The 12,951-nt window shown below is 32.1% G+C and carries 11 protein-coding genes and 2 tRNA genes; 7 read left to right on the top strand and 6 right to left on the bottom strand.

The features are described 5' to 3' along the window. Positions 1-75 precede the first annotated feature (75 nt). The 5 genes from fabG to D3P13_RS11985 all read left to right on the top strand — a co-directional run bounded on the left by fabG (position 76) and on the right by D3P13_RS11985 (position 5,695). Positions 76-822: a 3-oxoacyl-[acyl-carrier-protein] reductase gene (gene fabG / locus D3P13_RS12005; protein WP_117882704.1), complete on the top strand. Its 747-nt coding sequence runs from the start codon at positions 76-78 to the stop codon at positions 820-822. 218 nt (positions 823-1,040) lie between these two features. Then, entirely contained in the window at positions 1,041-2,912 is a 1,872-nt protein-coding gene (locus D3P13_RS12000; RefSeq protein ID WP_157972905.1) for a VWA domain-containing protein, read from the top strand. Beyond that, positions 2,899-3,843, top strand: coding sequence for a hypothetical protein (locus D3P13_RS11995; RefSeq protein ID WP_117882700.1), 945 nt, complete (start codon positions 2,899-2,901; stop codon positions 3,841-3,843). The genes D3P13_RS12000 and D3P13_RS11995 overlap by 14 nt, the downstream gene beginning before the upstream one ends. A 56-nt stretch (positions 3,844-3,899) precedes the next feature. Then, positions 3,900-4,793, top strand: coding sequence for a cation diffusion facilitator family transporter (locus D3P13_RS11990; protein ID WP_117882698.1), 894 nt, complete (start codon positions 3,900-3,902; stop codon positions 4,791-4,793). A gap of 74 nt (positions 4,794-4,867) precedes the next feature. Beyond that, the gene (locus D3P13_RS11985; RefSeq protein WP_117882696.1) at positions 4,868-5,695 is read left to right on the top strand and encodes a prohibitin family protein; all 828 of its coding nucleotides are present in this window, start codon (positions 4,868-4,870) and stop codon (positions 5,693-5,695) included. A gap of 79 nt (positions 5,696-5,774) precedes the next feature. Here D3P13_RS11985 and D3P13_RS11980 read toward each other — a convergent pair whose 3' ends face one another. The 3 genes from D3P13_RS11980 to D3P13_RS11970 all read right to left on the bottom strand — a co-directional run bounded on the left by D3P13_RS11980 (position 5,775) and on the right by D3P13_RS11970 (position 6,998). Further along, entirely contained in the window at positions 5,775-6,611 is an 837-nt protein-coding gene (locus tag D3P13_RS11980; RefSeq protein ID WP_117882694.1) for a carboxypeptidase-like regulatory domain-containing protein, read from the bottom strand. 176 nt (positions 6,612-6,787) lie between these two features. Continuing rightward, positions 6,788-6,871: transfer RNA gene (locus tag D3P13_RS11975), tRNA-Leu, on the bottom strand. A gap of 51 nt (positions 6,872-6,922) precedes the next feature. Beyond that, a tRNA-Lys gene (locus tag D3P13_RS11970) sits at positions 6,923-6,998 on the bottom strand. A gap of 126 nt (positions 6,999-7,124) precedes the next feature. On the opposite strand from D3P13_RS11970, the gene D3P13_RS11965 reads away from it, so the two are divergent. Beyond that, positions 7,125-7,664 (top strand): shikimate kinase, encoded by a 540-nt coding sequence (locus D3P13_RS11965; protein ID WP_117882693.1) that lies wholly within the window; start codon positions 7,125-7,127, stop codon positions 7,662-7,664. An 84-nt stretch (positions 7,665-7,748) separates the two neighbouring features. Here D3P13_RS11965 and D3P13_RS11960 read toward each other — a convergent pair whose 3' ends face one another. Further along, positions 7,749-8,246: a phosphoribosyltransferase family protein gene (locus D3P13_RS11960; RefSeq protein ID WP_117882691.1), complete on the bottom strand. Its 498-nt coding sequence runs from the start codon at positions 8,244-8,246 to the stop codon at positions 7,749-7,751. Positions 8,247-8,428: 182 nt separating this feature from the next. Between D3P13_RS11960 and D3P13_RS11955 the strand changes: the two genes are divergently transcribed. Further along, complete coding sequence (locus tag D3P13_RS11955) at positions 8,429-9,382, top strand: acetyl-CoA carboxylase carboxyltransferase subunit alpha (RefSeq protein WP_117882689.1); 954 nt, start codon at positions 8,429-8,431, stop codon at positions 9,380-9,382. 44 nt (positions 9,383-9,426) lie between these two features. Here D3P13_RS11955 and fdhD read toward each other — a convergent pair whose 3' ends face one another. Both fdhD and fdhF read right to left on the bottom strand, forming a co-directional pair. Further along, positions 9,427-10,200 (bottom strand): formate dehydrogenase accessory sulfurtransferase FdhD, encoded by a 774-nt coding sequence (fdhD, locus tag D3P13_RS11950; protein WP_117882834.1) that lies wholly within the window; start codon positions 10,198-10,200, stop codon positions 9,427-9,429. 10 nt (positions 10,201-10,210) lie between these two features. Next, on the bottom strand, positions 10,211-12,922 hold the full coding sequence (gene fdhF, locus D3P13_RS11945; protein ID WP_117882687.1) for a formate dehydrogenase subunit alpha: 2,712 nt from the start codon (positions 12,920-12,922) through the stop codon (positions 10,211-10,213). Positions 12,923-12,951 lie beyond the last annotated feature (29 nt).

Genomic DNA, 12,951 nt, shown 5'->3' with positions numbered 1-12,951 from the left:
AATCTATTTAGATGATGGTTTTTTTATTTCAAGCTAAAGTATTTTCTTATATTTGAATGTTATAAAAATATTTAAATGAAACTACTAGAAAATAAAACTACATTAATTACAGGTGCCTCACGAGGTATAGGAAAAGGTATCGCGGAAGTTTTTGCAAAACAAGGTTCTAATATAGCTTTTACATACAACGCTTCGGTTGAAGCTGCCAATGCATTAGAGAAGGAATTGCAATCCTATGGTGTAAAAGCGAAAGGTTTTCAGTCAAATGCTGCAAACTTTGATGCCGCTCAACAATTAGCCGCTGATGTGATTAGTGAGTTTGGTACCATAGATGTCTTAATAAATAATGCAGGTATTACTAAAGATAATCTCTTGCTACGTATTTCTGAAGAAGATTTCGATAAAGTAATTGAAGTAAACTTAAAGTCAGTTTTTAATTTGACTAAGGCAGTTATAAAGCCTATGATGAAGAAGCGTTCGGGTTCAATTATAAACATGAGTTCTGTCGTTGGAGTAAAAGGTAATGCGGGACAATCAAATTACGCAGCATCAAAAGCAGGAATTTTAGGTTTTACAAAGTCCGTTGCTCTTGAGTTAGGTTCTAGAAATATACGTTGTAATGCTATAGCTCCAGGGTTTATTGAAACAGAAATGACAGCAGCGTTACCTGAGGAAACTGTAAAGGGGTGGAGACAAGGTATTCCATTAAAACGTGGAGGAACGCCAGAAGATATTGCTAATGCATGTGTCTTTTTAGCTTCTGATATGTCTAGTTACATCACCGGTCAAACGTTAAATGTTGATGGTGGAATGCTAACATAAGTGGCGTTTTAATTACATTAATAGCATATTCAATACTTTTAAATAACTAATAATTAAAATCGGTGTCATCAAACACTATTTTTTTAATACTTCTAGCCGCCATCATTGCTTTAATGATGGCTTTTTTTCAGTATTACTATAAGAACAAAGATCGCAGTAGGACCAATATTTTATTAACCTTTTTACGGTTCTTATCTATTTTTTCTTTGTTGGTTCTTTTGATAAATCCAAAGATTAAATCGAATGTAATCGAAAATGTTCAACCTGTGTTAAATGTGTTGGTAGATAATTCTACTTCTATAGCATATGCTAAGGCAGAAGAAAAAGTGACATCATTTATTACTGAAATAAAAGAGAATAACGCCCTTAACGAAAAGTTTGATCTTAAATTTTATGCAATTTCAGATATTTTAAAGGAGCAAGATACTTTTGCATTTAATGTTTCGGAAACTAATATAGTAAAGCCGTTGCAAGACCTTCAAACACTGCATAAGGAAATTGTTACCCCAACTATTTTAATTACAGATGGTAATCAAACGCAAGGGTCAAATTATGCCTATTATAAGGCGAAATATCCTATTTACCCGGTAGTTGTTGGTGATACTTTACAATATGATGATTTAAAAATAACTCAGGTAAATGTAAACTCTTACGCTAATCTTAATAATAATTTTCCTGTAGAGATTTTTGTTAATTATGATGGAGGTAAAAATGTAAAACAAAACTTTACGGTGTCGCAAAACGGTAAAGTAGTTTTTAGAAAAATATTAAATTTTTCTAACGAAGATTCTTCTCAGAAAGTTCAATTTAATTTAGGAGCTAACCGTATAGGAATACAAAATTATACGTGTACCATATCACCCCTAAATAATGAAAAAAACACAATTAATAATAATAATAATTTTAGCTTAGAAGTTGTAAATGAGCAAGCTAAAATTTTAGTATTGAGTGCTGTTAATCATCCAGATATAGGTATGATAAGTGGATCTATATCTTCAAATAAACAGCATAAGGTAGTTGTAGAAAATAATCTAAATAAAAATATTCAGTATAAAGATTATCAGTTAATTATATTGTACCAGCCAAATAATAAGTTTAATAAAATATTTAAAGATATTGAAGCGGTTAAAGCCAATATTTTTGTAATAACAGGTGCGGCAACTCAATGGAATTTTTTAAATAGTGCTCAGCCTTTTTTCACTAAAAATTATGTGTCAAAAATAGAAAGTTATGTGCCGGTTTATAATGAAGACTATGATGAGTTTATTACTGAAGATATTCAGTTTTCAGACCTTACTCCGCTGAAAGGATATTTTGGAGAAATAAAATTTAAAGTACCACATAAAACAATTCTTTTTCAACGTATTTCAAATTTTGAAACTAAAAATCCTTTATTGACAACTTTTTCTTTAGATGATAGAAGAGGGGCAATATTATTAGGTAGTGATATTTGGAAATGGAGAATGCAAAAGCACGTGGAGGATAATTCATTTAAGCAGTTTGATAATTTCTTTAATAAGCTAGTGCAATATTTATCATCAACAAGAAAGTATGATCGATTAGAGATTGAATATGCCCCATTTAATTATGCAAATAGAGATGTAGTTATTAAAGCTCAATATTTTGATGCTACCTATGTTTTTGATAATGAGGGGAGTTTAGTTTTAACAGCAACCAATAAGGCTACAAAAGAAACAACTAAAATACCATTTACGTTAAAGAGTAATCATTATGAGGTGGTTTTTAAAGATTTAAAGCCAGGTGATTATAGCTTTTCTGTAAAAACAGAGGATGAAAGCAGTATAAAATATGGTAGTTTCTCAGTTTTGCCATTTGATATTGAACAGCAGTTATCATCCGCTAACACAAAAGATTTAAAACTTTTAGCAACTTCTACTGGTGGTGATTTTACACATATTGATAAATTTGAAAAGTTGTTAAATAAATTGACGAGTGACAATAGATATAAAATTATCCAGAAAAGTAAAGAGAAAATACAATCATTAATTGATTGGAAATGGCTGTTGGCATTAACTCTATTGAGTTTGAGTTTAGAATGGTTTATAAGGAAATATTATGGAAAAATTTAATCAATTACACTTCTTGTTTAGTATTTTACTTATTTCGTTTTTATATAATTTTGGATATTCCCAGCAGAATGAATCTTTAGAAATACAATTATGGCAACAGGTATTAGATAAGTATGATCTTGAGGGCTATAATGGCAAAGTTCAAAACTTTATAGATAATAAAGGTTGGCAAGAGTGGGAGGAATGGTCAAACACTATGAATTCCAATGTTTTGATTAATGATGCTAAGAACGGCTATTTAGAAATTAATAGATTCTATTTGAAAACTGCCGTTGGAGCATTTAAAGATAAAAATAATGAATATACCTTCTTAAAAAATACGGTAAATCATTATTTCAATAGAAGTTTATCTTCAAATAGATTTTTAGAAGATATATTGCCGAACAATTTTGGGATTTCAGATTTTATTTCTGATACCATTAATACTTCATCAATAGGGTATACTTGTTTTTATATTGAAGCTGCAATTCCACGAAAAAGTACAGATACGCACTTGAACTTAAAATTAGTCCCTTTCGGATTGGTTAATAAGGGAGATATATTAACATATAGATTCTCAGAATATAAAGATGATAATTTGTTTTTATTTAATTTCATCAATGTAATGGTTAAAAATCTAAACGAAGAGAATACGTTATCATCCTTAGTAGAGGAAAAAATAGAGGCTATTTCGTCAAAAGATAAAAAGATCATTGATCAATTTCTTAAAGAAGATAATCAGTTTGAAAAAATTGAGGATTTAAGTACACTTTTAAAATACTTGAATAGTGTTTATCAATTAAATTCAGTTGTTATGTGTAAAAGCATCGTTTTAGGATGGGATCGTGATACATCTCGATTTTACGTAAAAAGTCGCATAAAGAATGATCATAAAACGGTTACATTCAAAACATTTTTAGAAAATTCGGAATATTATTATGCGGCTCAATAAGGTCGATTAGGCATCTTTTACAAACAATTGACGTCTTATTATAAAAATAAGTACTTATGGCACACAACCATTCACATCATCATCACAATACAGGAAATATAAAAGTTGCTTTTTTCTTAAATTTAATATTCACCATTATAGAATTTATTGGCGGTATCTATACTAATAGTTTGGCTATAACTTCAGACGCGTTGCATGATTTAGGCGATAGTTTTAGTTTAGGCCTTTCTTGGTATTTTCAAAAATTATCGAATAAAAAGGCTACTAAAAAGTATTCTTACGGGTATAAAAGATTTTCCTTATTAGGGGCAATTATCAATTCCATAGTTTTGGTAGTAGGTTCAGTCTTTATTATTAGAGAAGCAATTTCTGGAATAATAGATCCGCAGCAAGCAGATGCTAAGGGAATGATGTGGTTGGCTATTTTAGGAATTATAGTGAATGGAGCGGCAGTATTTAAGCTGAAACAAGGTAAATCATTAAACGAACGCGTAGTTTCACTTCATTTGTTGGAAGATGTGTTGGGTTGGGTTGCTGTATTAATAGCGAGTATTGTAATGCAGTTTTGGGATGTACCAATTTTAGATCCTATCTTGTCTCTTTTAATAGCTCTCTTTATTCTTTTTAATGTTTTTAAGAACATAAAAGAAGCTTTATGGGTAATTTTGGAAGGAACACCGAGAGATTTGTCATTAGAAGCTGTTCGTGAAAAATTAAAAATGTTACCCGAAATTACTGAAATTCACGATTGTCATATATGGAGTTTAGATGGTGAATACAACTTATGTACGGTTCATCTTTCATTGAAAAACGATTTACTGACCTTAGTAGAAACAAGGGCTATTAAAAAGAAAGTAAGGAAATTACTGTATGATGAATTTGATTTAGAACATATCACACTTGAATTAGAAACGTCTGATGAGGATTGTGAATACAAAGACAAGTGTTAAAGCTCTTTGAAATGGTTTTAAAATCGTAAATTTGATGAAAATAGACGATTATTTAATAAAAAAAACTAAATACGATGAGTAGCAATCAATTACAATTACCCAAGGCAATTTTACCAATTATATTTTTGGTAATTATCGCCATAATATTTATTTCTAAATCTGCTGTAACAATAGATGCCGGTGAAGCTGGAGTGCTTTGGAAACGCTTTGGTGGAGGTGTGGTAACGGACCAACCTGCAATGGGTGAGGGGTTTCATGTTGTGGCACCATGGAATAAAGTATATGTTTATGAAATAAGAAGACAAGAAGCTTTTGAAAAAATGAAAGTATTATCTTCTAATGGATTAGATATTCAATTAGAAGTATCAATTTGGTATCAACCAGAAGTTCCAGAACTGGGTAAACTTCATCAGCAAATTGGAACTGATTATGTTAAAAGGATTTTATTACCTACAATTTACTCTGCTGCAAGAAGTGTAGTTGGACGTTATACTCCAGAGCAGTTGTATGCTAGTAAAAGAGATGCGATACAGACAGAGATTTTTGATGAAAGTAAAAAAATAATAACCGACCAACATATTTTAATTAATGAGATCTTGGTAAGAGATGTAACGCTACCAGAAACAATTAAAGATGCCATTGAGCGTAAATTAAAACAGGAACAAGAATCTTTAGAATATGAATTTAGATTAGTTACGGCTGATAAAGAAGCTCAACGTCAAATTATTGAAGCTCAAGGTAAAGCAGATGCAAATAAGATCTTAAGTGCCTCTTTAACTGATAAAATTCTACAGGATAAGGGTATCGACGCCACTCTGGATCTTGCTAAATCGCCAAATTCTAAGGTTGTTATTTTAGGAAGTAGCAAAGATGGGTTGCCTCTAATTTTAGGAGATAATTAAACAAACATATATAAACAAAAAAAAAGGAGGTCAATTGACCTCCTTTTTTTTTGTTTATATATTAACGGAACATCGGTTATTAATTCTTCTCTTGATTATTAACCCTTACTTTTTCTTTAGATACTGTCCCTTCTTTAATAGCTCGATAGTTCTCGTAGCATTCTAACACCGCTTCAATTATCTGTAAATCGCTAGCTTTTTTAGTGAAACTAGAAGAGTAATTACATTCTTTTAATAAGTCGTCAAGCTCTTTCCTGCTCATATCCATATAGTCCATAAGAATTTCTCTACTGAAGTTTCCTTCCATCATGTCACGAGAGTTGTCTTGCTCTTTTAGTTTTCTTAGTTTTTTAAGTTCTTTTGGCTTTTTACCGAACTTAGTATACCAAAAATCAACAGGGTTAAACAAAGCTCCTCCAACGCCAGTATATTCTTTGCCTTGAGGTTTTCCTATTTCATAGGTTTGTGGTAAACCTTCAATATGGATTCTAGAAAATTTATCCATAGGCACATTTTTCGCATCTATTTCTAATACGCCTATTAAGTTATGAGCCTTAACAGTTACTTCGTCTATATCTATTGTTTTTTCATGAATGGCAATTTCTAACTCATTTCCTCTAAGTAAATCATTGGTAATTTTCAATTTTATGGATTGGTAACCCAGATAAGAAATGTGTAAAGTGTCATTTGCATGAGCAGGAATTTCAAAATTACCGCTTGAATTTGTAATTGTACCTACTGCTGTATTTAAATTAACGATATTGGCACTTTGTAAGGCCGTTTTGTCATTTACATCAATAATTCTACCTTTTAATATTTTAACAGGGCTCTGTGTGTCTGAAACGTCTTTATCTTGAGCATTTAAAAAGCTAACAAACAAAAAAAGAGTAAGTAAAGTGGGTAATAGTTTTTGCATAAGGCAATAATACTAATAATTAAATAAATTATTTTGTAAATGGATTACAAAAAAGGTTCCATTTGTAATAAATTAACATTTTATTTTAATTGTTTACTAGATCTTGCTAAAGTTCGATTAAAATAAGCAGTAAAATAAAGGTAATTTACTTCTATAAGATACAAAAAAATACATTGTGCACATGACAGGAGTTGAACCTGCACGTCCTAATGGACATTAACCCCTCAAGCTAACGCGTCTACCAATTCCGCCACATGTGCCTAAACAAAAAAAAGTTAAGCTAAAATAGCTTAACTTTTTTTGATAATAAATGGTGACCGGGCTGGGGCTCGAACCCAGGACCCTCTCCTTAAAAGGGAGATGCTCTACCAACTGAGCTACCAGGTCATTGTAATTGCATATCTTTGTGATTGCGGTTGCAAATATAATATCTAATATTTATTCTGCAAGCTATTTTTAAAAAAAATTTACACGATATTTGTAACCTACATATTATAAGACAAATAAGTTTTTATGAAGTTAGTTTTTATAGGATATATGGCAAGTGGAAAGTCCTCAATTGGAAGAATTATTGCCAAAAAAGTGCAAATTCCCTTTATAGATTTGGATGATTTCATCGAAAAAAAGGAAAATTTAAGTATTGTTGAGCTTTTTAAAACGAAAGGAGAGATCTATTTTCGTAAAAAAGAGACGCAATTTTTGGAAGAATTATTGAAAAATGAAGAATCTTTTGTGCTCGCTTTAGGAGGTGGAACACCTTGTTATGGAAAAAATATAGATTTAGTTAATGAATTTTCAACTTCTGTTTATTTAAAATCTTCATTGCAAAACACCTATACTACATTATCAAAATCTGAGAATAAAGAAAGTAGACCCTTAATAGCGTCAATACCCAATGATAAACTAAAAGAATTTATTGCCAAACATTTATTTGAACGTACTCAGTATTACCAACAAGCACAGCATTCTGTTTTAATTGATAATAAAGGTATGGAAGAAATTGCTGAAGAGATATTGATTCGTTTAGAGGATACTGCTTTAAAAAAGCACTAATAGATTTGCCCTTTTATTAATAGAGTACATTTCAAGAAGTATTAATATGTCCCGTAAGTTTAAATTGTAAACAGTGTCACTAACTTAATCTAAATAAGCAATCATTTTACCGTCTTCAATTTCTACAGCAATATGCTCTTGTATAGATGTTGAAAGTGATAGCCCTTTGAAATCTGCTTTTATAGGATACTTTTTATGGTTTCTATTTACCAATACCGCAGTTTTAAATTGCTTTAACGGTACATCTAGAAAATGTTTAACGGCGTACATTAACGTAGTTCCTGAGTTTAAAACATCATCTACCAAGATTAATGATTTATTTTTATAATCACTTTCAGGAAGTGAAGTTTCAACACGACTTAACGGCTTTCTTTTGTTTATAATAACTTCGCAAACAGTAGCTTTGATTGGTGAAATTTCTTCTAAAATTGTTTTTAATTGTTTTGCTAAAACAAATCCATTATTTGCAATTCCAGCGATAACAACGTCTTTTTGATTCGCATTCGATTCGTAAATCTGAAAAGCCATTCTTCTAATTTTATGCTGTATTTCTGTATTGGTAAGTATAATTGAACGCTCCATTAATAAAAGGTTTTATGATAATCAAAGATAATGATTTGTATTTTTCTAGACATTGCTTTTGCAAATGTAACAATAGTTCATAAAGTATTACTTGATAATAAATCATTTAAAGTATTTTTTCACTGTTTTATTATATGGTAAAATAGTTTCTATATATTTGTATTATCAACTAAATGAGTTTTATGGAATACTTAGATTTTGAACAACCTATACAAGAATTAGAAGAACAGCTATCTAAATGCTTGATTATAGGTAAGGAAAGTGATGTAGATGTTACAGAAACTTGTGAGCAAATAGAAAAAAAATTAGTGAAAACACGTACAGATATTTATAAAAATCTGACTGCTTGGCAACGTGTTCAATTATCAAGACACCCTTCTAGACCTTATACATTAGACTTTATAAAAGCATTGACAAAAGGGACTTTTATGGAGTTGCACGGCGATAGAAATGTAAAAGATGATAAAGCCATGATTGGTGGTTTAGGAAAGATTGGTGATCAATCGTATATGTTTATTGGTCAACAAAAGGGATTTAATACCAAAACACGACAGTTTAGAAATTTCGGAATGGCAAACCCTGAAGGGTATCGTAAAGCATTACGATTGATGAAAATGGCTGAAAAGTTTGGTATTCCTGTAGTTACGTTAATTGATACTCCTGGTGCTTATCCTGGTTTAGAAGCTGAAGAACGTGGGCAAGGTGAAGCTATTGCTAGAAATATTTTTGAGATGACCATTTTAAAAACACCTATTATTGCTATTGTTATAGGTGAAGGTGCATCTGGTGGAGCTGTTGGAATTGGAGTAGGAGATAGAGTATATATGATGGAAAACACTTGGTATACTGTAATTTCACCTGAATCTTGTTCGTCAATTTTATGGCGTAGTTGGGATCATAAAGAAGAAGCTGCGGAATCTTTAAAGTTAACAGCTAAGGATATGAAAAAGCAAGGTCTGATTGATGGTATTATTAAAGAACCTTTTGGAGGTGCACATAGTAATAGAGCCGAAGCTTTTGCAATTGTAGAGAAGCAAATTGTTAAAACCTACGCTGAATTAAGCAAGCTCACCATTAAAAAATTAATTAAAGAACGCATGGATAAATACGATGCCATGGGGGTTTTTAATGCGTAATCTCTAATGTTTTAAATTTAATTAAAAGGTTGATTTCTATTATTTTAAGTGTAATAGGTGGCATTATCATCTCTGCAAAATCCAATAAGTTTCATTCCAAATTCTTTAGCAAAATCAACAGCTAATGAAGAGCTAGCGGATACTGACACTACAGTAGGTATATGTGCTATAAATGCCTTTGATATGATTTCGTAGGAGACCCTTCCACTCACCATTAACAGTGAAGCTTCTTTTAATTTATTTTGATCTAACAAACTGCCAATTGCTTTGTCAACAGCATTGTGTCTACCAATATCCTCACGAACAGCGATCATTTCATGTTTTTTATCGAAAATGGCAGCGGCATGTGAACCACCTGTTTTGTCGAATATATCTTGATGTTTTTGCATTTGGAGGAGTAATTTTTCCAACTGATGCGGGGTTACAGTTACTTCATTTGTAAGTTTATCACCAGCAACTTTTATATCGTCAATTTTTTGCTTGCCACAGATACCACATGATGATACTGAAAGTAAGGTGCGTTTGTTTAAATAACCTTTTCCTAATTTTTCTTTTGAGATGGTTGCATTAATAATGCTAAATCCATTTTCTTGTATGTCAATAACCTTTAAATCAATATTCTCAGGTCTTTTATAGATATCTTCTGCATATAATAAACCCCTGATAAGTGCATTGTCATCACCAGGTGTTCTCATTACCACCGTATATGCTTCGTTATTTATATTTATTTGTAAAGCAGCTTCAACCACTAGGGTATCTAATACTTTTTTCACAGTAGTACCTTTGAATTTAAAAGTTTCGTAGTTAAATGTTGGCATAATTGATCCTTTAAACTTTTTCAAAATCTACCGCAACCACTTTGTATTCAGGTGTCATCGTTTCTTTATCACCAACACTTCCTGTTATTATATTGATAAACACTTCTGGTTGATGAAAAGTAGTTCTTAAGATCCCTTTTTTTACATTTTTCGATATTTTAACCGGAATATTTACACTGCCTCTGTCAGAAAATATCCGTACAATATCTTCATCTGTAATGCCTTTTATTTTTGCATCTTTAGGATTAACTTCTAAATAATCTTTAGATAAAATACTCTGATTATCGGTTCTTCGAGTCATAGTACCTGAATTGTAATGTTCTAATTCTCTACCAGTGGTTAAAATAAAAGGATAATTTGCACCATGTTCAACAATTTCTGGTGATTCTTCAAAATCGAAATGGTGAAATGTTCCTTTTCCTTTTTTAAACGCTCCATCAATGTGCAACATTTTCGTATCAGTACCATCTTCTTTAATGGGCCATTGTAATCCGTTTGTACCCAAACCTTCCCACGTCAATCCTTTCATAAAAGGAATAACATCAGCAATTTCTTCAATTATTTTGGCAGCATTATAAGTTAAGCCTGTGGGTTGGTCATAACCTAATTTATGCATCATGTCAATTATAATTTGGCCATCTGGTTTTGTATTGCCTATAGGTTCAATAACCTTATTAACACGTTGTACACGTCTTTCTCCATTGGTAAATGTCCCATTTTTCTCAAAATAAGATGAAGCGGGTAAAACTACATCTGCCATTTCTGAAGTGGCGGTCATAAATAATTCTTGAACCACAATTAACTCTAAATTTTCAAATGCTTTAATACTATGATAAGAATTGGGGTCTGTCATAATTGTATCCTCACCCATAATATATAAAGCTTTTATCTTTCCTTCAATAGCTGCATCTAGCATGTCAGGAATTTTTAAACCCTCTTTTTCAGGCATTTTAGCAATACCATATTTTTCTGCATAGTATTGTTGAATTTTAGGATCATTGACATCTAGATACCCAGCACCTTGATGTGGTTGTACACCCATATCCGCTGCACCTTGTACGTTGTTTTGTCCACGTAAAGGATTTAAACCAACACCTTTTCTACCAACATTTCCTGTCATCATAGCTAAATTGGAAAGTAGCATGACGGTTTTACTACCTTGAAAATGTTCTGTAACTCCTAAACCGTGAAATTCCATGGCTCTATCTGCCTTAGCATAAGCAATAGCTGCAGCCTTAACCACATCCTTTTTAACGCCTGTAAGCTCAGATAACTCATCCATATCTAAATCAATAACATGATCTTTAAAATCATTATACTTATCAGTGTATGTATCTATAAAATCTTGATTTACTAAATTTTCTGTAACAATATAATGAGCAATCATATTTAAAATAGCAACGTTGGTACCTGGTCTAACTTGAAGGAAATGCGTTGCTAAATCTGCTAATTTTGTTTTTACAGGGTCGACCACAATCGAGGTAACCCCTTTCATAAATGCTTGTTTTATCTTAGCTCCCGTAACAGGATGTCCTTTGACAGGATTGGCACCAAATAAAAAGATAGCATCTGTATCTTTTAAGTCTTCAACAGAATTGGTGGCGGCACCAGTACCAAATGCCTGTTGCATACCGAAAGCGGTAGGTGCGTGGCAAACCCTTGCACAACCATCAATATTATTAGTACCCAATGCTACTCTTATCATTTTTTGCATCAGGTAATTCTCTTCGTTAGTTGCTCTGGACGATGATATTCCACCAATAGCATCTACACTATATTTATTTTTTATTTGGATAAGTTTGGTAGCAATAAAATCATAAGCTTCATTCCATGTAACAATTTCAAACTTGCCATTTTTCTTAATCATGGGCTCGCGTAAACGATCAGGATGATCGTAAAATTGAAAAGCAAATCGACCTTTTAAACACGTGTGTCCTTCATTGACTTCTGCTGTTTCAGGAGCTTGTATACCTCTAATTTTTCCGTTAATCACAGAAACATCCAACTGACATCCAACACCGCAATAGGTGCAGGTAGTACGTACGGTTTTATCAGCAATAAGTGTTTTGGTTTCATATGTATCTGTTAAGGCTTCTGTAGGGCAAGTTTGTACACAAGCACCGCATGAGACACAGGCAGATTCATCAAAAGTGGTGTCAAAACCTTTAATTATATTGGTTGCGAAACCACGTCCTGACATATTTAAAATCATTTCGCCCTGTATTTCCTCGCATGCACGTACACAACGATAACAATTTATACACTGTGATAAATCTGATTTTATATAAGGATGTGCCCGGTCTGATTCAATATCTAGATGATTATCACCCTTTGGGTATCGGATAGTTGGAATTCCTATTTGAGCAATGGTTTTTTGGAATTCAGTTGGAATTTTGTCATCTGGAGCAAAAATTTTATCAGAAGGGTAATCTGTCAAGACTAATTCAACAATGTTTTTACGCAGGCGTTTCATTTTATCAGTATTGTGATAAATATATTGACCGTTAGCAACTGGCGTGTGACAAGAGGCCATCGTTTTGGTAATACCATCTTTTTGCCTTGCAACTTCGACAGAGCAAACCCGGCACGAGCCAAAGTTTTCAAGCCTATCGTCTTGACACATGGTAGGAATAGCATTTCTATCTTCAATCCTTCTTACAAAGTCAAGTATGGTTTCTCCGTGAGTTATGGGGTGTGCTATGTTGTTTATATATGCTTTCATAATTTGTTGTTCATGAGTTTTAACCGCGA

It is taken from the genome of Aureibaculum luteum (assembly GCF_003449015.1).
GTDB classification, from domain to species: domain Bacteria; phylum Bacteroidota; class Bacteroidia; order Flavobacteriales; family Flavobacteriaceae; genus Aureibaculum; species Aureibaculum luteum.
The sequence above is the reverse complement of the archived record's forward strand: the minus strand, read 5'-3'. Positions and strand labels throughout refer to the sequence as shown.

Coding starts and splice junctions, on each gene's coding strand:
- D3P13_RS11955 (WP_117882689.1), top strand. CDS start 8,429: ATGGAATACTTAGATTTTGAACAACCTATACAAGAATTAGAAGAACAG.
- D3P13_RS11995 (WP_117882700.1), top strand. CDS start 2,899: ATGGAAAAATTTAATCAATTACACTTCTTGTTTAGTATTTTACTTATT.
- D3P13_RS11965 (WP_117882693.1), top strand. CDS start 7,125: ATGAAGTTAGTTTTTATAGGATATATGGCAAGTGGAAAGTCCTCAATT.
- D3P13_RS11985 (WP_117882696.1), top strand. CDS start 4,868: ATGAGTAGCAATCAATTACAATTACCCAAGGCAATTTTACCAATTATA.
- fdhD (WP_117882834.1), bottom strand. CDS start 10,200: ATGCCAACATTTAACTACGAAACTTTTAAATTCAAAGGTACTACTGTG.
- fabG (WP_117882704.1), top strand. CDS start 76: ATGAAACTACTAGAAAATAAAACTACATTAATTACAGGTGCCTCACGA.
- D3P13_RS11980 (WP_117882694.1), bottom strand. CDS start 6,611: ATGCAAAAACTATTACCCACTTTACTTACTCTTTTTTTGTTTGTTAGC.
- D3P13_RS11960 (WP_117882691.1), bottom strand. CDS start 8,246: ATGGAGCGTTCAATTATACTTACCAATACAGAAATACAGCATAAAATT.
- fdhF (WP_117882687.1), bottom strand. CDS start 12,922: ATGAAAGCATATATAAACAACATAGCACACCCCATAACTCACGGAGAA.
- D3P13_RS11990 (WP_117882698.1), top strand. CDS start 3,900: ATGGCACACAACCATTCACATCATCATCACAATACAGGAAATATAAAA.